Raw genomic sequence first — 20,711 nt, forward strand, 5'->3', positions numbered from 1 at the left:
CTCCATTCTTAAAAAGAGCAGGTCCCCTGCTTCATCTGGCCAAAAATATCCCGGGGAGCGCGAGGGGCTGGCCCCTCGCTTCCGCCAGTTCAGGCCCGCTCAAACCCGCGGGCAACTTCCCAATCCGTCACGACACGCTCGAATTCCTCAATCTCCACCTCGGCAGCGCGCGCATAGTGATCGACCACATCATCCCCCATGGCCGCCCGCAACATGGCCGAGCCATGCAGCGCATCCCGCGCCGCACGCAACGTGCCGGGGATCATCCCGGTTTCGCCCTGATAGACGTCGCCCTTTGTGGGGGATTGCAACTCCAGTTCTTCTTCGATGCCCGCGATCCCTGCGGCCAGCATCCCGGCTATCGCCAAATAGGGGTTCATGTCCGAGCCCGGAATACGGCATTCGATACGAACGGCCTTGGTCCCGTCACCGCACAGGCGGAACCCTGCGGTGCGGTTGTCGACCGACCAGATGATCCGTGTCGGCGCAAAGGTGCCCTTCATGAACCGTTTGTAACTGTTGATGTAGGGAGCCATGAAATACGTATAATCGGCAGCGTACTTCAGCAGGCCGGCCATGTAGTGTTTCATCAGCGCCGACATGCCCAATTCGTCCGCCTCATCAAAAAACGCAGGCCTGCCGTCGGCCCATAGCGACTGGTGCACATGGCTGGAACTGCCGACCTTGTCGTGATGCCATTTCGGCAGGAAGGTCGCTGCGTGACCATGTTGCCAGGCGATTTCTTTCACCGCGTTCTTGGCGATCGAATGATACTCGGCAGTCTCCATCGCCGCCGCATATTTGATGTTCAGCTCTTCCTGCCCGGTCTCAGCCTCACCTTTCGAGTTCTCGACCGGTATTCCCGCATTCCACAGATGGTTGCGGATCGGGCGCATCACATGCTCTTCCTTGGTGGTCTGAAGGATGTGATAGTCTTCGTTATAGCCCGAGATCGGCTCAAGATCGCGGAACCCTTCCTTGCGGATCTGGTCAAAACTTTTCTCGAACAGGAAGAATTCCAGTTCGGTCGCGCACATCGCGTCATAGCCCATCGCCTTCAGACGGTTGACCTGCTTTTTCAGGATCGACCGGGGCGCGTGCGGCACTTCTTCGTGCGTGTGATGATCCAGCACATCGCACATCACCATCACCGTACCGTCCAGCCAAGGCACTGGGCGCAGCGTATCCAGGTCTGGCTTCATGACATAGTCGCCATAACCACGCTCCCAACTGGTCGCCGCATAGCCATCGGGTGTCGCCATCTCAAGATCGGTTGCCAGCAGATAGTTGCAGCAATGCGTTTCTTCCCATGCGCCAGCCACGAAATGACCCGCATGAAACCGCTTGCCCATCAAACGCCCCTGCATATCCACCATACAGACCAGCACGGTATCAACTTCACCCGTGTTAACCTTGGATTTCAGATCGTCCAAACGCGCTTCATTGCCCATCCCGTTCTTCCTTTGTCACCTTCTGAGACCCCGGTCTCGTGCTTCGTTTCGCGGCCCTTATTCGTCGGCCTCGCCTTTTTCCATTTCCATGACCAAACGCGTCTCAAGAACCTGTCCGCTCTTGTATAGGATCGGATAGGCAATGGCCGCGATGTGGCCGTGCAGATCGCGCATCGCGCGCAACGTCTCAAGATGCAGATCACTGGTCTGGAAACTTTCGGTCTGCCCCCGTTCCAACCGTTTCAGATGGGCTTTTCGGCTATGGCGTGAGATCCGCTTGACCTCGGCCTTGTCCAGTACCAGCCGTCGGGCACAATCAATGTCATCAACAAGCAACACGTGACGGGCGAGAGAAAAGCTTTTCAAAACACCTGAATGCAGATCCTTCAATTCTTTCCAACCCTGCGTCGAGAACTCGGAACGCTCTGTGTGTTTAACCTGCGCAGTACGGGTCAGGCGCTGCGCAACAACATCACCAGCGGCCTTAAGGCGGATCGCGTATTCCACCAATTCGCGCGCTGCTTTGACCTGCGCCTTGCTCATGTTCTGACGCGGCATACGCGCGACAAAGCGGCGGATCTCAGCAAGTTGCGCATTCACCCTTTCATCTTGTTTCCACAGTGCCGAAATGGCGTCGGTGTCGTCCCGTTCGAACAAATCCAGAATCGGGCGGAACATACGCTCGACCTGTGTGACCATCTGCAACAACTCGTGCCGAACCGAAGACATCGCCACGCTGGCTCCGGATGCGCTGGGATCACTCAGCGGGCTAAGCGCATCCGCGAACTGATCCAATGCGTTCGCCTTGGTTTTTGGATCGGGCAGCAGCATGGTCATCGGGCGTTCCATCCAGTTGGCAAACCCCACGGCCAGCACAAACACGGTGAGGTTAAAGCCGATATGCGCAAGGATCAGCGACTGCCCGGCCCCCGAGACCATCAGCGCCTCGTTCAACTCGGCCACGTTGACGACGATCAGCACCGCAAGCGCCGCGCTGCCCCGCAGCATCAGATTGGCCACAGGGATGCGCCGGGCTGTAGCAGCCAGGTCGCGCGTCAACCAGATCGGAATAAAGGCCGAGCCCAAGTTTGCACCAAGCACCAATGAAAGCCCGGCGGCAAAAGGGATCGCCCCGATTTGCACCAGAGTTACGCACATCAGGATCGTTGCGACCGAGCTGTGCATCACGAATGCTAGTACCGCACCCACGATGAAGGCGCTGAAATAGTCGGTTTCAAGATACCCCGCGATCGCCGGCAGAAAGGCGCTTTCACGGATCGGTTCAACAGCTTCGCGCAGAAACTGAAGGGAAACCAGAATGAAGGCGATGCCTAGAACGATACGCCCGATCAGCCGCACATTGGCCCGCTCGGACTTTAAGTATAGCCAGCCCCCCAACGCCAGCAGCACCGGTTGCAGCCACCCCAGATCGTAGGACAATACCTGAATCACAAGGGCCGCGCCCAGATCGGCACCAAGCACCCCTGCCAGCGCCAAACCAAAGCTGACCATGCCCGCGGCGGCGAACCCGGTCAGCAAAACCGTCACCGCGGCCGAGCTTTGCAGGATCGTAGCCAGAACCATCCCGGCCCCGCCCGCCACGAATGTATTCGAATGGCGCGTCAGAATAGATTGAAACAGAGCACCAAAGCGCCGTTCTATTCCCGTACGCACAAGCCGCACGGCAAACAGCAGCAACATTGTGGCTGCAAAAATCTCGATCAGAAAGCCCGCGATAGCCATCTGTTTACACCCCGGTGAACTTGATCACGCAGCAGCGCGCACAAGGCATTGCTTTTTGTATCAGATCCAGGGTTAGCATTCGAGATTTTGCTTCCTTTGTCATGGATACCGGCGCGCAATGCACACCGCGCGCCGGTACAGTGGGGTTTAGGTATAACGATACGGCCGACCGGCCTTGAGCATTTCGGCGTTGTAGCGTTTGAAGATGTCGACAACCTTTGCTTTGGTCTCGGACTCGGCCGCAATCTCATCCCAGAACTTAACAGCAGCTTCCTCGACTGTTGCCCATTCTTCATCTGGAATGGTCGTCAGTTTAAGCTTGGTGCCGTTCACCCGCAGATTGGCCTCACCACCCCAATACCACCACTGACGATAATAATGCGATTGGTCGCAGCAAACCTTAAACAGCGTTTGCAAGTCCTCGGGCAGCGCATTCCAGCGTTCCATATTGGCAAAGAAGTGGCCCGCCCAAGCACCCGAGATGTTGTTGGTCAGGAAGTAGTTGGTAACATCGGCCCAACCGACTGTGTAGTCTTCGGTGATGCCCGACCACGCGATACCGTCCAACTCGCCGGTCTGCACAGCGACTTCGATATCTTCCCAAGGCAGGGTCACGGGCACAACGCCGAACTGAGACAGGAACCGGCCCGCAGTCGGGAATGTAAAGACGCGCTTGCCCTGTAGATCCGCAAGGCTGTTAATTGGGTCTTTGGTGGCAAAGTGGCAAGGATCCCACGCGCCGGCGCTGATGTGTTTGACACCAACCTTTGAGTATTCTTCGTCCCAGATCTCGTTCAGACCCCATTGGTTGAACAGCACTGGAACGTCTAGCGAGTAGCGGGACGCAAACGGAAAATACCCGCCGAAAACGGTGACTTCGGTGGGCGACGCCATCGAGTCATCATCCGATTGCACCGCGTCGATGGTGCCCCTCTGCATGGCGCGGAACAGCTCACCTGTAGGAACAAGCTGATCGGCGTAGAACAGCTCGATCTGCATACGGTCGCCAGCGATCTGGTTGAACATTTTGATCGCCGGGTCGATCACATGCTCAGCCAGCGCCGGGCCCGCATAGGTCTGCATCCGCCACGTGATGGTGCTCTGCGCCAGCGCGGGCGTGGCCAGGGGCGCAGCAGCAACGCCGACACCGGCGGTCTTTAGAAACTTGCGTCTTGTAGTCATGTCAATTTCCTCTCTGTTAAAGTTACCTGTGCCCATTCACCGGGCATTCTTTTTAGTTTCCATAGACATAACCGGGCAGCCATAGCGCGATTTCCGGGAACGCCATTATAATCACAAGGGCCAGCACCATCACACCGACAAACGGAATGATCGAGCGGTAGATGTCTCTCAACCCGATCTCGGGCGGTGCCATTGCGCGCATGAGAAACAGGTTATAGCCAAACGGCGGCGTCATATAGGCAATCTGAGTGGTGATCGTATAAAGTACCCCGTACCAGATCAGATCAAACCCCAGCGCGCCCACAAGCGGTACATAAAGCGGGGCAACGATAACCAACATGGCCGTGTCGTCCAGAAACGTGCCCATGACGATAAAGCTCAGCTGCATCAGGATCAGGATCATCCACGGCGACAAACCAAGCTGCTGCGTGAACAGATTCTCGATAGCCTTGACTGCACCCAGCCCGTCGAACACCGCCCCGAAACCCAGCGCCGCCAAGATGATCCACATAAACATACAAGAGATCGCGAGCGTCTGCTTGGTGCAGTCTTCAAAGATTTTCCATGTCATCCGGCGTTTTATGACTGACACGACCAAAGCGGTCAGCGCGCCGATGGCCGAGCTTTCAACCAGCGAGGTCCAGCCATTTACAAACGGTACCATCATCGCGGCAAAGATGATAAGCGGCAGCGCCCCTGCCCCCAGCAGCCGGATTTTTTCGGACCACGGCACCTCATGCGCGTCTTCCATCGCGGGGCCAAGCTGTGGCTGAATGCGGCAGCGCAGCCAGATATACACGATAAACAGACCCGCCATCAGCAAGCCCGGCAAGATCCCGGCCAGCCAAAGCTGCCCGACCGGCTGCCGCGCGATCATGGCGTAAAGCACCAGCACGACTGAGGGCGGCACAAGAATACCCAGGCTTGACCCGGCCTGAATGACCCCGGTCACCATCGTCTTGTCATAGCCTCGCCGCAACAGCTCGGGCAGTGCGATGGTTGCACCAATAGCCATACCAGCGACACTCAGACCGTTCATCGCCGAAACCAGAACCATCAGGCCAATGGTTCCAATCGCCAACCCGCCATTTACTGGCCCCATCCAGACGTGGAACATTCGGTAAAGGTCATCGGCCAAACGGCTTTCCGACAGCACATAGCCCATGAAGATGAACATCGGCAGTGTCAGCAGCGGATACCACTTCATCAATTTCATCGCCGCGGAAAACGTGATGTCTTGGCCCCCGGTTCCCCACAGCGCCAACGCGGCGATCGTGGCAACCGCACCGATGGCACCGAACACACGTTGCCCTGTGAACAGCATCAGCATCATCAGGGCGAACATGAAGATGGCGATAAATTCCTGGCTCATGCCCGCTGCACCCCGATCTCCTGCCCGTTGAGCCGGGCTATGTCTTTGAAAAATTCCGATATCGCCTGCAACAGCATCAGGAAAAAGCCGAACACCATGATGGCTTTGATCGGCCAGATATAGGGGCGCCATGCGGTCGAGGATCGCTCAAGCCGTCCGATCTCTTCACTACCGGTCAAAAGGCCTATGAAGTACGAAAGCGGCTGATCCCCCCAATAGCCAAGACTATACGCGGTTGAGCCCAACCCGCCGTAAAGAAGAACACCCAGATAAAGGATCAACAGAAGAACCGTGAAAGCGTCGAACCACGCTTTCTTGCGTGGACTCCAGTTATGATAAAACAGGTCCATCCGTACATTCGACCCCATCTGGATCGAATATGGCCCGCCCACGATGTAGTAGGTCACCATCGCGAATTGCGCCATTTCAAGGGTCCAAAGCGATGGTAAAAAGAAGGTCTTCGAGATCGAGGACCACAGCAGGATTCCCATCAACGCGAACAGGCCCCACATCATCAGGCGACCGATCCGATAGTTTACCGCGTCAACAACGCGCACATATGCCGCCATCGCCCCGATCATGCCGCCCCCCTGTCCTGGAACCCTGCCAGAGTTTGGGTGATCCAGGACACAAGTCGCTGGGCCATCACAAGTTGCTGGTCCGGCGTGCGGATCAAATCATTCCGAACCTCGATCATCACATTCGGCAACCCGTTCGGCAGAGCCTGCGCATCCAGTGTGTGCGCCACCCCGTCCGCGGCCGAATAGGGTTCATTCAAACGCGTCACAAATGGCAAATCATCAGGCACCGTTGCCATCATCGCCATTGCAAACCGGTCGTCGCGCCCATGCAGGATGCCCAGCTCAACATCCCTTTGGCGGCCATGATAAACCGGTGTAAAGCTGTGCACAGTTACCATCAGCTTTAGCGAGGGACGGTGTTTCTTGATCTGGTCTGACACTGCAGTCGAAAACGGGATGTAGATGTTTTTGATGCGGGCTTGTCGCTCATCCGGTGTCATCGCAATGTTGGCGGGAATGTCGTAGTGTTCGCTTTTGACCGGCATCGCGCCTGCGGCCTCGGGAGGGCGGTTGCAGTCATAAACAAGCCGCGAAACTCCACCATGGACCAAGGGCGCGTGCAACAGTTCCGACATATGCTGCGCAACACCCAGCGCGCCCGGGTCCCACGCGATGTGACTACTCAGCGTTTCGGACGCCAGTCCCATATCACCAAGGTATTCAGGGATGCGGTTGGACGCGTGTTCGCACACCAACAGCACCAAAGCTGTGCCGTCCGCCCTATCCGTGTGAACAACCGTTCCAAAGTCCAATGTGCCGTCCTGCGATTCCGTGAAAGAAGCCTGCGGAAAAAATTCCACACGACGCATTCCCCTGTCAATATTTTTCCTGTACAAATTCGATCACACCTGATCGTGCTGAAAAATTTTTAACATGCGCGATTAAAACCTAAGCAGGAGGACCCAGGGTGCGGGTAACGGACAGGCTGCTGGCCCATCGGGATGAAATGACCCCATCCGAAAGGCAACTGATAAGCGTGCTGCTGGACGACTATCCGATGGCTGGTCTGGGCAGCATCACCGAGCTGGCCAGTTCGGCCTCGGTTTCCACCACGACCGTCGCGCGCATGCTGCAAAAGACCGGGTTCGATGGCTATCCACAGTTCCAAGCCGCCCTGCGCGGTGAAGTGAAAGAGATGATCTCGGGGCCCGTTGCAAAGCGGAACGTCTGGCAGAACGACCTGCCCGAGGAGCACATCCTGAACCGCTATTCTCAGCAGGCGCTGGCCAATCAAAAACGCACGATTGATGAGGTCGACCCGGCAGAGTTCGATAGTTTCTGCAATTTGCTCAGCGACCCTAAGCGGCGCATCTTTATCACCGGGGGCCGTATCACCGGGGCACTGGCGCAATACTTGTACCTGCATCTGCAAATGATACGCCCCGACGTGCGGATGCTGCCCTTTGCAGCCTCTTGGACGCATGATCTGCTGGACGTGCGCAAAGATGACGTGTTGATCGCGCTGGATGTGCGACGCTATGAGAATTCGACAATGTTGATCGGGCAATTGTGCCAAGAGCGTCAAGCCAAGATCGTTCTATTCACCGACCAGTGGCGTTCACCCATTCACAGGTTGGCCGAGCATACTTTTGCGGCACGGATCGCTGTTCCCTCGGCGTGGGATTCGATGTCTGCCATCCTGATGCTGATGGAATGCGTAATTGCCGAAGTTCAGGAACGCCTGTGGGATTCTGTGAAAGAGCGCACGGACGAGCTGGAACAGGCGTTTGACCGTACAAAACTGTTCCGGAAGTTCGGCCAAAGCTCTGGGCCATAGTTCCAAACTGATACAATTGAATGTGATGACTGTTGCCACCGGGCCGGTGGGCAGTCACTTTGGGCGCATGACTTTTGTGACCGAAAATCAACTGCCGCTGCTGCTCCTGTTCTTTCTGATCGGGACGGTGGGTACTGCTTTTCTGTTTCGCAAGCCGGCCGGCCACCGGGCATGGAAGCTGGCAGACCTCGTATGGGTCGTTTTGGGCGGGATTGGTGCGCTGGTTGCGGTTCTGGCAGGTCTTTACACGTCTGATAGTTCACGGCTGGATAGGCAGATCGACGTGGCCTATGCCGCGACGTTGGCCTTTGACCGTGACGCTGCGCGATTCCGGTTGCGGTTCTGCGACCCGGCCTATGACCGGGACATGGCCGTACTGTGTGACAAGGTCGAGTTCCTTTCGGCCTCAACTGCTAACAATGCCGATCTGCCCTTGTTTATTGCCGTGACGAACGAGGTCGCCCCGCTGCAGGGCATACAGTTTCTGTTTGGCCGCAAGGCGAAAAAAGAGCATGACGATCTGCGCACCATGGCAGCAAAAGCTGATGCGTTCGACATTGATCAATTTCTGGTTTTCACCACGCTAGATGACGAAACCCAGACCGCAATCGACAACATGCGCCGCAAAGTTCCTGCAATTGCAGGGGATTACCTGATCCTCGCCCAAAGCTACGATGACCTGATTGCACAGGTTGGCAAGCTGAAAGATGAATGGGAATACCTGCAGGCCAATGCGCATATTCTGGTGCTGCAGATCGTTGCGCTATGTCTGGTCAGCTTTGCCGCGCCCTTCCGTCTGGGCAAGTCCATCGTTGAACTGCGCACAGTGTTCAGCGCCGATACGCCTGCGCAAGCTTATTCGGATCAGCCCCAAGAAAATACCGCGTCAAAGTCCAAAGATTCCGCGCGCCCCGACGCAGCCAGCCCGCCCGTGCATAGCGGTCCGCACTCGTGACCGCGTGGGGGCTCAGCAAAGTTATTCCGGGCAAAACCCGCACCAGCGCGACATCCTCCATCAACGGCTGATCCGGGTAACCTCCGACCGTTTCATACAAACGACGCGGCAGCAGCAATCCCTGATCACCGTAAGGTAGGCCAAACATTCGGCTGCGCAGATTGGCCCATCCGGCAACCCAGCGTGGCATGAAACCCTTTGCCTGAAAAGCAAGGCGAAAAGCGGCGGGTTTGCCCGAGGGTAAATGCGCACTGACTGCGGCGCTCCACCCCTGTTGCAACTGCGTATCAGCATGCAAGATCAACATCCACTCACCTGAGGCCTCGGCGCAGCCCCGCCGCAACTGCCCCCCGCGTGAGGTCGCGCCGGTGACGATACTGGCGCCCGCTTCACTTGCAATTTTAAGTGTCTGATCGGTCGATCCACCGTCGGTTACGATCAGTTCTCGGATCAGCCCTGCGTGTAAACCCTCGGTCACGGCTGACAGAGTGTCCGGCAAACTGTCAGCCGCATTCAAAGTTGGAATTACTACACTGATCGGTGCTGGCACGGCGGATACCCTCTGGTCTTGGCGGCGCGAACTCATATATCACGAGGCCAAGGAAAAACACGAGGACCACCCAATGCCCAATCGCCGCATCCTACGCCTGAGCGGGTCGGACACTGACAGCTTTCTTCAGGGTCTGGTCACAAATGACATTGCCGGTCTGGAAAACGGCTTGGTTTATGCGGCGTTTCTGACCCCTCAGGGCAAGTATCTGGCGGATTTCTTCCTCAAACGCGATGGAGACTCGGTGCTGCTGGATGTGGCTGACAGTATCGCTGACGACTTCGTCAAACGGCTCAGCATGTACAAGTTGCGCGCCGATGTCAGCATTGAAGACAGCGGCCTGAATCTGCAACGTGGAACTGGTGCCGCGCCTGCAGAAGCCCTGCCTGATCCACGCCACCCGGATATGGGCTGGCGGGCCTACACGGACCAGGCCGAAAGCGACGATGGTACCGATTGGGACGCCATTCGCGTGCGTCACTGCATCCCTGAAACCGCGATCGAATTGACCGCCGACAGCTATATCCTTGAATCGCGGTTCGAGTATCTGAAAGGTGTCGATTTTAAGAAGGGGTGTTACGTCGGGCAGGAAGTCACCGCGCGCATGAAACACAAGACCGAACTGCGCAAAGGTTTGAGTGTCGTAAGGGTTGACGGCTCTGCACCAGTAGGGACCGAGATCACATCTGGCGGCAAACCGGCTGGTAAGCTGTTCACCCAATCGAATGGCCGCGGAATCGCCTATTTACGGTTTGACCGTGCGACCGGAGAGATGCAGGCCGCAGACGCCACAGTCACATTTGACGGCTGATATGTTGCCAATCCGGCACGACTTGTCCGCGGCCAATAACAGCACCGTTTGAACCAGACCCGCGACACTGACAGACTGCGGAAAGTTCACTGAACGGATGCGCACATGTTTAAGTTATACCGGGCAATCTGGCGGGCCAGCGCCGGGCGGCAGATCATTCTGATTGTCCTTTCGATTGCCATCGCGGGGCTGGCGGCCGTACCGCTGGAGTTTCAGCGCGATATCATCAACCACCTGACATCGGACAATATCGAAACTGAGCATCTGACCTATCTTGGCGCAGGTATGATGTCGGTCATCCTGCTGAGTCTTGCCTTGAAATGGCTGTTGGGTTTTCGGGCGGGCACGCTTGGCGAAGATATGATCCGCCTGATCCGTCAACGCCTGCTGGATCGCACCTCGGATGTGGAGAACGCCGAGGATTCCGTGAAAAAGGGTACCATGACCACCGCCATCTCGGCCGAGGCGGAAGAGTTGGGAAAGTTCGCCGGTGGCGCTTTTTCCGACCCGGTGGTGCAAATCGGAACGCTTATCAGTGTCATCGGCTACATCTCATCCACGCAGCCGTGGCTTGGCCTGATTGCGTTGTCCATGATCCTGCCTCAGATCATTATCGTATTGATATCGCAGCGCAAAGTGAATGTTTTCGTGGCTGATCGGGTCCGCATTCTGCGCAATGCCACCGACAAGCTGACGGTCGAGGACATCGACGCGGTCGCCCGCGACATTGATGCCCAGTTCGACGAAATCTACGAAACCCGTCGCCGTATGTTCCTGTGGAAATTATCCGCGAAATTCCTGCTCAGCGTCATTAACGGTGCAGGCACTGTGGGCGTCCTGATGCTTGGTGGCTATCTGGTATTGCAGGGTAAAACAGACGTCGGAACCGTGGTCGCCGCCACCAGCGGTCTTGGCCGTATTCAGGGGCCCACTGGTTTCCTGATTGCCTTCTACAGGCAGGTCAGCGCGAACCGCATCAAGTATGAACTGATGCTTGAACTCTTCGGACCGAACCCCGAACGCTATCGTAAACCCAGGCAAACACAATAAAAAAGACCGCGCGTACCCTTGTGATCGCGGTCTTTTAACTGTCCCAATGACGCGAGATTAGGCGCGTTCCGAGTATTCCATGGTTTCGGTATTCACGACAATCGTCTCGTCCTGGCCAATGAACGGCGGCACCATAACCTTGACTCCATTGTCCAAGATCGCAGGCTTGAATGAGTTCGCAGCAGTCTGCCCTTTGACCACCGGCTCTGTCTCAACAATTTTGCAAGTGACTTTTTGGGGCAAGGTGGCGTTCAGTGCCTCGCTTTCATAGAACTCGACCACGATGGTCATGCCATCCTGCAGAAACGGGCGACGCTCACCCAGCAATTCGGCAGGCAGTTCGATCTGCTCATAGGTCTCGGAATCCATGAACACCAACATCCCGTCGGATTCGTAAAGAAACTGCTGATCCTTCTGTTCAAGACGCACACGCTCAACCTTGTCGGCCGAGCGAAACCGTTCGTTTAGCTTTGAACCATTTCGCAAGTTGCGCAGTTCAACCTGTGCAAAAGCACCGCCTTTACCGGGCTTTACATGGTCAACCTTCACAGCGGCCCACAGCCCATCGTTATGCTCAAGCACATTGCCGGGGCGAATTTCGTTCCCATTTATCTTGGGCATTACATAAATCCTTTACAAACGGTTGATGCGTCAGTTCCCGTCCCTATATCTGGCGTGATAATTCGTGGCAAGAGAACCCGATTTGGCGCTGAACAGGCAGCGAGCTATGCAAATGACGCAACGCAACTATGCATTTTAGATGTATCCGAATCGCACCTAATAGGTCATAAGGACCGTCACGCCGAAAACGCAAGAGCAAGAACAACAAGGAAAACGAGATGAGAGATTTCGTTGACGGCACTGCCTTTAACAATGAGCAAGGCAATCGTGCTCGTAAACTTTTTGCAGCCGTGGTGTTGGCTGCACTCGATGACGCCATTGCTGACGACAAGAAATACGGCAATGGACCGGAACAAATTGCCCGCTGGGCACGCTCGCGCGATGGGCGCGAGGTGCTTTCCTGCGCGGGTATCGACCCGAATGAACGGGTTGTAAGCGGATTGATGGAGTTCGTCGGACGTGGTGTGCGCACCTCGGTCGCGCTGTCGCGTGAAGAAAGCGAACGTCGCAATGCCGCTCAGCAGGCTGAGGCTGCCTGAACTAAGGCGTCCTTTGAATGAAAAAACGCGCCCCCACTCATTGGGGCGCGTTTTTCTTTTGCAATCCTGGATGAGCAATACCATTGCTAAAAACCCGGCATCCGGGGCTTTTCCTTTGACACCAAATCAGGTCATCTGCGCCCAACGCACAGGAGACGACCATGGTTCGTGCCATTATGATTCAGGGGACCGGCAGTAATGTCGGGAAATCGGTGCTGGTCGCCGGACTGGCACGGGCGTACACCCGGCGTGGATTGCAGGTCGCACCGTTCAAGCCCCAGAATATGTCAAACAACGCCGCCGTAACCGAAAACGGGGGTGAGATTGGGCGCGCACAAGCTTTGCAGGCACGTGCCGCGATGCGCCCGACGCATACGGATATGAACCCGATCCTTTTGAAGCCCGAGACCGACACCGGTGCCCAGATCATCGTTCAGGGTCAGCGGAAAGGGACAATGAAGGCCGGTGACTACCGCAAAGACAAATCCAAATTACTGGGCGCCGCGCTTGAAAGCTTTGACCGGCTATGCAGCGATGCCGATCTGGTTCTGGTCGAAGGCGCGGGCAGCCCGGCCGAGACCAACCTGCGCAAGGGCGACATCGCCAATATGGGCTTTGCCTGCGCCGCCGGGGTGCCCGTGGTTCTGGTTGGCGACATTCATCGCGGAGGCGTGATTGCGCAGATCGTAGGTACGCAGGCGGTTCTGGACGCCGGTGATCTCGCGATGATCAAGGGCTTTGCCATCAATCGGTTCAAGGGCGATGTAAGCCTTTTCGATGAGGGGCGTGATGACATAGCCGCGCGCACGGGTTGGCCCTGTCTGGGCGTCATACCTTGGTTCAACGACGCGTGGCGCTTGCCTGCCGAGGACATGATGGACATCCGCTCACACAGCGGTGGCACCTGCAAGGTCATCGTGCCGCAGCTTGAGAGGATGGCCAATTTCGATGACCTTGATCCGCTGTCAGCCGAACCGGGCGTCACGGTTGAAATCATACCCGCCGGACGCCCTCTGCCCGGTGACGCCGATCTTGTACTGCTGCCAGGCAGTAAGTCCACAATCAGTGATCTTGCATTTTTTCGGGCGCAGGGCTGGGATATCGACCTCTATGCCCATGTCCGGCGGGGTGGTCATGTACTGGGCTTGTGCGGCGGTTTTCAGATGCTGGGCAAATCCATCGCCGATCCCGAGGGGGTCGATGGCAGCCCGGGCACAGTTGATGGGCTGGGCCTTTTGGACGTAACCACCATAATGGCGGGGAAAAAGCAGGTCACGTCGCGGACCGCGCGCACGATTCCCGACAACGACCCTGTCACCGGCTATGAAATCCACATGGGTCGAACCGAAGGTCCAGATTGCAATCGCGCCTGGCTTGAGATTGATACCCGTCCGGAAGGCGCTGCCGACAAGACAGGCCGCATTCGCGGCAGCTATCTGCACGGTATATTTTCATCCGACGCCTTCCGTGCCCGCTATCTGACGGAACTGGGCGCGGTATCTGACCTGCTCTATGAGGATGGAGTCGAGGAGACGTTGGACGCGCTGGCGGACCATCTTGAACGGCATATGGATCTTGACCACCTGCTGAATTTGGCCCTGCCGCCCAAACGTTCGTAGGTTTATTCCACTTCCTGTTCTGCCAGCACGCGATAAATTTCGCGCCGCACCAATTTGCGAACGTTGCGAGTGATGCGTTGGCCCAAAACGCCCTGTAACTCTTCCCGTACAACCTGGGCGATCAACTCCCGCAAGGCGTCATTGTCCAGTTCCGGCGCGGTTTCGTCTACGTCGGCCTTTGGCTCTGCAGCTACAGCTTTTGGGTCACGGACAAATGTGGCCTTGGTTTCAGACTTCTGCTCTTCTGGTTCAGGATCAGACAGGCTGGAGCTGTCCGAGACGATAAACTCGTCTTCCAAGTGCCAGCGAAGCGGGGGAGTCGTCGTGCCAGAGTACGCATCCTCGCTGTCGCCGTCCGGTTCCCACTGATCCTCGGTATGGGCAATAGCAGCCTCTAGTGCTTCGATCTTGGCACTCAGACCACCAGATTCGCCAGTCTCGGGCTCGGCATTGGTCTGCTGCTCTGTCGCTGGCTCGGCGTGCCTGACAATGTCACCGGTCCGCAAAAGCATCGGCTGAACCGAATCCTCTGCCCTATAAGCGGGTTTTTGACTTTCAGGTTTCGAGGGCGCATCCGGTGTCGTTTCACTGACACGCAACGCATCTGTAAGCACCAACCGTCCTGGCTTTCGCGACCCGGCCGGTGCGAAGGCACTTGGGACTTTCCTGCTATCTTCGTTCACCAAACGCTTAATCGAGGACAGGACGTCCTCGATTCCCGTTTTTACGACTTTATCCGTCATTGTTCTCTACCGCTCTATCCTCAGGATTGAGTGTAGCCAAACAAGCCGGTCCTCACAACAGGTAGTATCTGTCCTCAGTCGCGACGCAATGCTTTGAGGACGCGATCCAGATCTTTGCTCTGCCGGCTAACCTGGGCCGGAGCCTTTTTCACAAGGTTGTAGTAAAGCGTAGGATCATAGATCTGTACCGCCAGGCCCAAACGTTCCGCCGTCAGCAGACCCTGCGCCTGCAGAAGCTGATAGGCTGACCGTGTGCGTTCAACACGTGACCTTACCTCGGCCAGCTGCGCATCCAGCAAGTCCTGCTGCGCATTCAGAACATCCAAGGTCGTCCGTGCGCCCAGCGTCGCTTCTTCCCGGATACCATCAAAGGCAACTTGTGATGCACGAACCCGTTCCGTCGATGCCCTCAAACTGGCTGAAGCGGCCTGAAACGAGGCAAAAGCATCGACTACGCCTTGCGTAATGTCCTTCTGAACGTTCAACAAGTTGGCGCGTGACGCATCCCGTGTCGCCATTGCACGACGCACGCTGGCTGCCAACCTGCCACCCGCATAAATCGGCTGTTCAAAGCGCAGAGCGATTGATGCATCTTCAACGTTGTCGTCGTTGTCATAGCTTTCAAAAATACCAGCATCAGCAAAAAGCCGGACATTTGGACCCAGATTGGCGCGCTGCTGCTGCACCTGCAAGTCAAGAGCGCGCACTTCGTGCTGAGCAGATTGAATAGCAGGGTGGTTTCGCTGGGCCAATGCGACCGCCTCGGCCTCGGACCCAGGTAGACTGGGTAACCCCGGCAGACCAGCCGTGCGCCCCGGCGCATTGCCGACTGCGTTTACGTATTCCGCTTGCGCCTGTGCCAGAAACCCGCGTTCAACTGCCAAATCGGCTTGCGAGCTTGCCAGCTGTGCCTCGGAAAGTGCGACGTCCGTACGGGTCACCTCACCTACATCGAATCGATCCTGTGACGCCCTCAGTTCCTCCGAGGACACGTCGACGTTGTTCAGGCGAATCTGAACCGCCTCTTCTTGTTCCAGAACAAACAAGTAGGCATTGGCCGCACGGAAGAGAACGAATTGCTCAACATCCAGCAGGGCCTGTCGCGTCGACAAAACGATTTCCTGCGCAGACTGCTTGCCCAGCACCGAGAAGCCGCCATCATAGACCAACTGGCTCAACGTGAGTCCGGTGAAAAATGTAGAGGGCTCATCCCGCGTCACAACATCACTCACGGTAGAGCGCGTATAGTCCTGACTAACCTCGACCGCCCAGTTGATGATTGGACGCAGCGCAGATAATGCAATCGCTACATCTTCGTCAGCCGCACGTAGCAACGCGCGGTTTTGCTCCAGCAGACCGCTGGTGTTATAAGCCCCAATAAAGGCGTCTGTCAGGTTATCAGCCCAAACCGCACGCCCCGGCACGGCACTGAGTGCGATTCCCGCAGTCAGTGCAAGTGCCTTAACAAACCTTCCCCCTGTCCTTGAACGCATACCCAATTCCTTCTAAAAAACAAAATTACGCTGCCCTGACCGCAGTTTGCGCGTTTGTTTTCAACTAATCAAGGCAGCAGAACAATATGCGTCAGAACTATAGCGAAAATGCACACTCAGTGCAAAATGCCTTTAAAACCGGGGCATTGGCATTGAATGCGTAACGCCACGTCACTTGTCCACCAGATTTGTGACCGATCCGAACGGTGCCAAGCTTTCCTTCGACAAACAAACAGGCGATGCGCCCGCGATCTTTTAACTGTTCGATCAGGGTGTCGGGCACCTGCTCGACCCCGCCCTGAATCATTATGACATCATAGGGTCCATGCTCGATCGCGCCTTGTTGCAACGGACCCACGTGTACAATCGCGTTGTCGGCTTCGGCTTCCATCAAAAGGGTCTGTGCCTCTGCCGCCAGAGCCTCATCCTCTTCCACTGCGACGACCAACTGTGCCATGCGGGCTGCAACAGCGGTGGAATAGCCCAGCGCGGGGGCGATATCCAAAACCACCTCGTCATTCGAGATATTCAGCGCATCCAGCATTTTTGCCAGTGTCCGCGGTTCAAGCAGACAACGTCCATCCCCAAGGTCGATGATACCCTCGGCATAGGCCGCTTCGCGATAAGAATCGGGCACGAAATTCTCTCTCTGGACGGTCAGCATTGCGTCTATGATGGGGAATTTCGTGACATCCGAGGGTCGGACTTGTGTATCAACCATCGTACGACGTCGGGTTGCGAAATCTGTCATTGGATCGCTCATGTTAGTCCCAAGAATGCTTGGCTTGTGCCATATCCGGACGAAACCAGCAACGGCTGTGGTGTCGAAAGTTGAACCGAATACAAGGCGCGCAGAGTTCGACCAGGCCAAGCTGCTGCACCTGGGTACGGATTTTTACATCCAAGCCACTGGACGCCCCCCGAGAAAGGTGCTAAAACGCCTGACACACCACCTCAAGTAATTGATTTTACTTAATAAGGCGAGTTGGCGGAGTGGTGACGCAGCGGATTGCAAATCCGTGTACACCGGTTCGATTCCGGTACTCGCCTCCACTCTTCTGAAAACACAGACTGTTTCGAAACCACATATGGTGCGTCATTCGGCCCGGCGGCCTTGCGGGATCACCTCGTAGCCGGGCTCTTCCGGTTCGTCATCCGTCATTTCGATCGGAAATCCCGGGGCGGTAATGTCTAGCCCTGTGACTTCTTCCAACCGCTTGATAATATTCGGCGACAGTTCACGTTCGCCATAGCGCGCGATCCCGTCATTGAAGATTTCGATCATCACCGGGTTGATTTCCAAAGGTACGCCAGCGCGGTCGGCGACCTCCTGAAACAGACCGATATCTTTTTTCACAAGATCCATCGTGAAAGAGATGTCACGGGACCCGTTCAGAATGACCTGGCTCTCGGTTTCATGGACAAACGAGGTACCTGACGAGATTTTGATCGCCTCGTAGGTCGTGTTTAGATCCATCCCTGCTGCCTTTGCTGTAACAAGTGCTTCGGCGCAGGTGATCAGGTTGGCGGTGGCCAGATAATTTGTAAGCACCTTCAAGACCGAGGCAGTTCCAAGATCACCTGTATGCAGCACGCGCCGCCCCATCGTGGTCAGGAAAGGCAAGATACGTTCAAAGGTTTCCCGGTCGCATCCGGCAAAGATCGAGATATTGCCCGTTGCCGCACGATGGCAGCCACCGGAAACCGGGCAATCAACGGCTGCACCTCCGCGTTCGATGACCATAGCGCCAAGGCGTTTGACTTCCGCCTCGTCCGTCGTTGACATCTCCATCCAGATTTTGCCCGGCCCGACCTCGGGCAGCATTTCCTGCATAACAGCGTCCGAGGCTGCTGGGGATGGCAGGCAGGTGATGACAGCATCGCAATCCCGCATCATCTGAGCGGGGTCTTCCGCCGCTTTTGCGCCCTTAGCCACGAACTCGGCCACCAGATCGGGGTTGAGGTCGTGGACCGTCAAGTCAATTCCATTTCGCAACAGCGATCCCGACAGCTTGCCGCCCACATTTCCTAAACCGATAAAACCGACTCGCATCTCTTCCTCCTGACGGTCGCAGTTCGGGCAAGTATCCGTTTTGCTTGCCGGAAAAGAAAACGAATAATGCTCCGAGTTTTGGTCAAATAATTGTGGTGGCATATGGATCACCCACCAAAGCCTGCTGGGTTAAGCAGTTGAGTATCGGCCGCATTTTATCTCAACTCTGTGACAACGGCACACGACCTGTGACCGACGCAAAGGGCGGGTTTCTTTTTCTTTCAATTTCTCAAGTCTGACTTACGGCGAAAGCTTTTCACGGGAAGGCACGGTGGTTAAGAGTTTATCAAGATATGTCCACCCTACTCACCGCCGGTTCATTCAGTCTCAGGCTGCTGAACGGGCCGGCCGCAAATGCCGCTCATTGACACGGGCTTGTCGCTTTTCTGATCTGAACGATTGCAACCCTTGCCTCGTGCTTGACAACCCCCCTGCTGGTACCGCATGTCCGATACGTTGGTGTCCGTTTTTAATGGATGAAAAGGGAATGCGTCAGCGGAAAGACCGTCAAACGCAGCCGCCCCCGCGACCGTGACCGGAGAGGGTGCCCAATGCCACTGGCCTTCACGGCCGGGAAGGCGGGACACCTGCCAGAGTGATCCTCTGACATCCGCAAGCCGGGAGACCTGCCAGCACACGAAGTTGAAACCGGGCGGGGTGATCCGGTGTCGGGTCCATGTGCAGACGTGGCCCGCATGAAACCCCGTCCCCCATAAAGGATTGGGGGGATGAGAGACATGACCGAGACTGCACCAGTCGAATTGCTGGTCTGTACAACCTGCCGCCGAGGCTTGCCCATCGAGGATGATGCGCAGCGACCGGGCAGATTATTGCACAAGGCGCTTGAGGATGCTGGCTTGCCGGACGGCATAGACCTGAAACCAGTCGAATGCCTGTCAAACTGCGATCAGGGCTGTTCCATCGTACTGCGCGGAGGTCCGACACGCTGGACCTTCGTCTATGAAAACCTCGATGAGACCGAACACGTTGACACCATCATCGAAGGCGTCACCAAGTATCTCGCCGCCGAAGACGGTCTGGTCAAATGGCGCGAACGTCCTGAACATTTCCGCAAGAACTGTGCGGCCCGTATTCCCCCGATTGGAGCATGAGAATGAGCAACCTCGAAAAACTCCCCGTTACCGTGATCACCGGCTTCTTGGGCTCCGGCAAGACAACGCTGGTCAAACACTTGATGCAGAATCCGCAGGGCAAACGCCTGGCGGTTGTGGTCAATGAGTTCGGCGATGTCGGCGTCGATGGCGATATCCTGAAATCCTGCGCAATCCCGGATTGCCCGGCGGAAAACATCATGGAACTGGCGAATGGCTGCATCTGCTGTACCGTGGCCGATGATTTCATCCCAACCATTGAAGCCTTGATGGCGCTGGAACCACGCCCTGAACACATCCTGATCGAAACATCGGGCCTCGCCCTGCCAAAGCCGCTGCTCAAGGCGTTCGACTGGCCCGATATCCGCTCGAAAATCACGGTTGACGGAGTGATCGCTCTGGCCGATGCCGAGGCCGTTGCCGCCGGTCGCTTTGCCCCAAATGTCGAGGCGGTGGATGCCCAGCGCCTGGCAGATGAATCGATCGACCACGAAACACCCCTGTCCGAGGTGTTCGAAGATCAGATTTCCTGCGCCGACATCATCCTGATGACCAAGCCCGATCTGGCCGGTCCGGACGGCGTGGCCAAGGCCAAGGAGATCATCGCCGCTGAGGCCCCGCGCCCGCTGCCGGTGGTCGAGGTTGCCGACGGTGTTGTGGATGTGCGCGTTGTGCTGGGCCTTGGGGCCGCTGCCGAGGATGACATGGACGCGCGTCCATCACACCACGACGGCCACCACGACCACGAACATGATGACTTCGAGAGCATCATCGTCGACTTACCGGAACAAACCGACCCTGCCGAATTGGTTGCCAAAATAGAACGCTTGGCCAAGGAGCTGAATATCCTGCGCGTCAAAGGATATGCCGCAGTTGAAGGTAAGCCGATGCGCTTGCTGGTACAGGCGGTGGGTGCGCGCGTGCGTCACCAATATGACCGCCCGTGGGCACCGGGTGAAGAGCGCCGCTCGCGTCTGGTCGTGATCGCCGAACATGATGATATCAAAGAAGCCGAAATCCGTGATATACTGATGGCTGTGACCGAGGCTGCTGAATAAG

Annotated in this window: 19 protein-coding genes, 1 tRNA gene, 1 pseudogene and 1 riboswitch; of the genes and pseudogenes, 9 read left to right on the forward strand and 12 right to left on the reverse strand. The window is 56.6% G+C overall.

The genetic code is table 11. The annotated features are described in order from the left end of the window. Positions 1–89 precede the first annotated feature (89 nt). The 6 genes from ACXAET_RS07295 to ACXAET_RS07320 all read right to left on the reverse strand — a co-directional run bounded on the left by ACXAET_RS07295 (position 90) and on the right by ACXAET_RS07320 (position 7,138). Positions 90–1,451, reverse strand: coding sequence for a glutamine synthetase family protein (locus ACXAET_RS07295; RefSeq protein ID WP_475183301.1), 1,362 nt, complete (start codon positions 1,449–1,451; stop codon positions 90–92). A gap of 57 nt (positions 1,452–1,508) precedes the next feature. Then, a complete protein-coding gene (locus ACXAET_RS07300; RefSeq protein ID WP_475183303.1) occupies positions 1,509–3,194 on the reverse strand; it encodes a Na/Pi cotransporter family protein in 1,686 nt (561 codons plus the stop codon). Between the two features lie 147 nt (positions 3,195–3,341). Next, positions 3,342–4,376 carry a TRAP transporter substrate-binding protein gene (locus tag ACXAET_RS07305; RefSeq protein ID WP_475183306.1) on the reverse strand — a complete coding sequence of 345 codons (1,035 nt, stop codon included), beginning with the start codon at positions 4,374–4,376 and terminating at the stop codon, positions 3,342–3,344. 52 nt (positions 4,377–4,428) lie between these two features. Further along, positions 4,429–5,748 (reverse strand): TRAP transporter large permease, encoded by a 1,320-nt coding sequence (locus ACXAET_RS07310; protein ID WP_475183308.1) that lies wholly within the window; start codon positions 5,746–5,748, stop codon positions 4,429–4,431. Beyond that, entirely contained in the window at positions 5,745–6,329 is a 585-nt protein-coding gene (locus ACXAET_RS07315) for a TRAP transporter small permease subunit (RefSeq protein ID WP_475183311.1), read from the reverse strand. Before ACXAET_RS07315 ends, ACXAET_RS07310 begins: the two co-directional genes overlap by 4 nt. Beyond that, complete coding sequence (locus tag ACXAET_RS07320; protein WP_475183314.1) at positions 6,326–7,138, reverse strand: N-formylglutamate amidohydrolase; 813 nt, start codon at positions 7,136–7,138, stop codon at positions 6,326–6,328. Before ACXAET_RS07320 ends, ACXAET_RS07315 begins: the two co-directional genes overlap by 4 nt. Positions 7,139–7,236: 98 nt before the next feature. Here ACXAET_RS07320 and ACXAET_RS07325 point away from each other — a divergent pair, with 98 nt between their 5' ends. Together ACXAET_RS07325 and ACXAET_RS07330 are read left to right on the forward strand one after the other, a co-directional pair. Continuing rightward, a complete protein-coding gene (locus ACXAET_RS07325; RefSeq protein WP_224889397.1) occupies positions 7,237–8,106 on the forward strand; it encodes a MurR/RpiR family transcriptional regulator in 870 nt (289 codons plus the stop codon). Between the two features lie 67 nt (positions 8,107–8,173). After that, positions 8,174–8,929: pseudogene (locus tag ACXAET_RS07330) on the forward strand (hypothetical protein); the annotation flags it as partial. A 7-nt stretch (positions 8,930–8,936) separates the two neighbouring features. On the opposite strand, the gene ACXAET_RS07335 reads toward ACXAET_RS07330, so the two are convergent. After that, positions 8,937–9,611: a TIGR04283 family arsenosugar biosynthesis glycosyltransferase gene (locus ACXAET_RS07335; protein WP_475183319.1), complete on the reverse strand. Its 675-nt coding sequence runs from the start codon at positions 9,609–9,611 to the stop codon at positions 8,937–8,939. Between the two features lie 73 nt (positions 9,612–9,684). Here ACXAET_RS07335 and ygfZ point away from each other — a divergent pair, with 73 nt between their 5' ends. Both ygfZ and ACXAET_RS07345 read left to right on the forward strand, forming a co-directional pair. Then, positions 9,685–10,422, forward strand: a complete 738-nt coding sequence (gene ygfZ, locus ACXAET_RS07340) for a CAF17-like 4Fe-4S cluster assembly/insertion protein YgfZ (RefSeq protein ID WP_475183323.1) — start codon at positions 9,685–9,687, stop codon at positions 10,420–10,422. Between the two features lie 105 nt (positions 10,423–10,527). Beyond that, positions 10,528–11,472, forward strand: coding sequence for an ABC transporter transmembrane domain-containing protein (locus ACXAET_RS07345; RefSeq protein WP_475183326.1), 945 nt, complete (start codon positions 10,528–10,530; stop codon positions 11,470–11,472). Between the two features lie 57 nt (positions 11,473–11,529). Here ACXAET_RS07345 and efp read toward each other — a convergent pair whose 3' ends face one another. Beyond that, positions 11,530–12,093, reverse strand: coding sequence for an elongation factor P (gene efp / locus ACXAET_RS07350; RefSeq protein WP_068332270.1), 564 nt, complete (start codon positions 12,091–12,093; stop codon positions 11,530–11,532). 218 nt (positions 12,094–12,311) lie between these two features. Here efp and ACXAET_RS07355 point away from each other — a divergent pair, with 218 nt between their 5' ends. Then, positions 12,312–12,632: a DUF6280 family protein gene (locus ACXAET_RS07355; RefSeq protein WP_037310273.1), complete on the forward strand. Its 321-nt coding sequence runs from the start codon at positions 12,312–12,314 to the stop codon at positions 12,630–12,632. Between the two features lie 161 nt (positions 12,633–12,793). Beyond that, positions 12,794–14,251 carry a cobyric acid synthase gene (locus ACXAET_RS07360; protein WP_475183329.1) on the forward strand — a complete coding sequence of 486 codons (1,458 nt, stop codon included), beginning with the start codon at positions 12,794–12,796 and terminating at the stop codon, positions 14,249–14,251. 2 nt (positions 14,252–14,253) lie between these two features. Here the strand turns inward: ACXAET_RS07360 and ACXAET_RS07365 are convergent, their stop codons facing one another. The 3 genes from ACXAET_RS07365 to ACXAET_RS07375 form a co-directional block, all read right to left on the reverse strand. Next, positions 14,254–14,994 carry a hypothetical protein gene (locus tag ACXAET_RS07365; protein WP_475183334.1) on the reverse strand — a complete coding sequence of 247 codons (741 nt, stop codon included), beginning with the start codon at positions 14,992–14,994 and terminating at the stop codon, positions 14,254–14,256. A 74-nt stretch (positions 14,995–15,068) separates the two neighbouring features. Next, positions 15,069–16,487 carry a TolC family outer membrane protein gene (locus ACXAET_RS07370; RefSeq protein WP_475183339.1) on the reverse strand — a complete coding sequence of 473 codons (1,419 nt, stop codon included), beginning with the start codon at positions 16,485–16,487 and terminating at the stop codon, positions 15,069–15,071. A 97-nt stretch (positions 16,488–16,584) separates the two neighbouring features. After that, entirely contained in the window at positions 16,585–17,238 is a 654-nt protein-coding gene (locus tag ACXAET_RS07375) for a protein-L-isoaspartate O-methyltransferase family protein (protein WP_475183344.1), read from the reverse strand. A gap of 228 nt (positions 17,239–17,466) precedes the next feature. Between ACXAET_RS07375 and ACXAET_RS07380 the strand changes: the two genes are divergently transcribed. Beyond that, positions 17,467–17,540: transfer RNA gene (locus ACXAET_RS07380), tRNA-Cys, on the forward strand. A 43-nt stretch (positions 17,541–17,583) separates the two neighbouring features. On the opposite strand, the gene ACXAET_RS07385 is transcribed toward ACXAET_RS07380, so the two are convergent. After that, positions 17,584–18,540, reverse strand: coding sequence for an NAD(P)-dependent oxidoreductase (locus ACXAET_RS07385; protein WP_475183347.1), 957 nt, complete (start codon positions 18,538–18,540; stop codon positions 17,584–17,586). A gap of 440 nt (positions 18,541–18,980) precedes the next feature. Then, positions 18,981–19,188: riboswitch (cobalamin riboswitch) on the forward strand. Positions 19,189–19,277: 89 nt separating this feature from the next. On the opposite strand from ACXAET_RS07385, the gene ACXAET_RS07390 reads away from it, so the two are divergent. After that, positions 19,278–19,652: a DUF1636 family protein gene (locus tag ACXAET_RS07390; RefSeq protein WP_475183350.1), complete on the forward strand. Its 375-nt coding sequence runs from the start codon at positions 19,278–19,280 to the stop codon at positions 19,650–19,652. A gap of 2 nt (positions 19,653–19,654) precedes the next feature. Next, positions 19,655–20,710 (forward strand): cobalamin biosynthesis protein CobW, encoded by a 1,056-nt coding sequence (gene cobW, locus ACXAET_RS07395; protein WP_475183353.1) that lies wholly within the window; start codon positions 19,655–19,657, stop codon positions 20,708–20,710. The last annotated feature ends 1 nt before the right edge of the window (position 20,711 follow it).

Source organism: Ruegeria sp. AWH4_226 (genome assembly GCF_056159225.1).

Excerpts from the sequence above, each read along its gene's own strand:
- ACXAET_RS07295 (WP_475183301.1), bottom strand. The coding sequence starts at position 1,451 with ATGGGCAATGAAGCGCGTTTGGACGATCTGAAATCCAAGGTTAACACG.
- ACXAET_RS07300 (WP_475183303.1), bottom strand. The coding sequence starts at position 3,194 with ATGGCTATCGCGGGCTTTCTGATCGAGATTTTTGCAGCCACAATGTTG.
- ACXAET_RS07305 (WP_475183306.1), bottom strand. The coding sequence starts at position 4,376 with ATGACTACAAGACGCAAGTTTCTAAAGACCGCCGGTGTCGGCGTTGCT.
- ACXAET_RS07310 (WP_475183308.1), bottom strand. The coding sequence starts at position 5,748 with ATGAGCCAGGAATTTATCGCCATCTTCATGTTCGCCCTGATGATGCTG.
- ACXAET_RS07315 (WP_475183311.1), bottom strand. The coding sequence starts at position 6,329 with ATGATCGGGGCGATGGCGGCATATGTGCGCGTTGTTGACGCGGTAAAC.
- ACXAET_RS07320 (WP_475183314.1), bottom strand. The coding sequence starts at position 7,138 with ATGCGTCGTGTGGAATTTTTTCCGCAGGCTTCTTTCACGGAATCGCAG.
- ygfZ (WP_475183323.1), top strand. The coding sequence starts at position 9,685 with ATGCCCAATCGCCGCATCCTACGCCTGAGCGGGTCGGACACTGACAGC.
- ACXAET_RS07345 (WP_475183326.1), top strand. The coding sequence starts at position 10,528 with ATGTTTAAGTTATACCGGGCAATCTGGCGGGCCAGCGCCGGGCGGCAG.
- efp (WP_068332270.1), bottom strand. The coding sequence starts at position 12,093 with ATGCCCAAGATAAATGGGAACGAAATTCGCCCCGGCAATGTGCTTGAG.
- ACXAET_RS07355 (WP_037310273.1), top strand. The coding sequence starts at position 12,312 with ATGAGAGATTTCGTTGACGGCACTGCCTTTAACAATGAGCAAGGCAAT.
- ACXAET_RS07360 (WP_475183329.1), top strand. The coding sequence starts at position 12,794 with ATGGTTCGTGCCATTATGATTCAGGGGACCGGCAGTAATGTCGGGAAA.
- ACXAET_RS07365 (WP_475183334.1), bottom strand. The coding sequence starts at position 14,994 with ATGACGGATAAAGTCGTAAAAACGGGAATCGAGGACGTCCTGTCCTCG.
- ACXAET_RS07370 (WP_475183339.1), bottom strand. The coding sequence starts at position 16,487 with ATGCGTTCAAGGACAGGGGGAAGGTTTGTTAAGGCACTTGCACTGACT.
- ACXAET_RS07375 (WP_475183344.1), bottom strand. The coding sequence starts at position 17,238 with ATGACAGATTTCGCAACCCGACGTCGTACGATGGTTGATACACAAGTC.
- ACXAET_RS07385 (WP_475183347.1), bottom strand. The coding sequence starts at position 18,540 with ATGCGAGTCGGTTTTATCGGTTTAGGAAATGTGGGCGGCAAGCTGTCG.
- ACXAET_RS07390 (WP_475183350.1), top strand. The coding sequence starts at position 19,278 with ATGACCGAGACTGCACCAGTCGAATTGCTGGTCTGTACAACCTGCCGC.
- cobW (WP_475183353.1), top strand. The coding sequence starts at position 19,655 with ATGAGCAACCTCGAAAAACTCCCCGTTACCGTGATCACCGGCTTCTTG.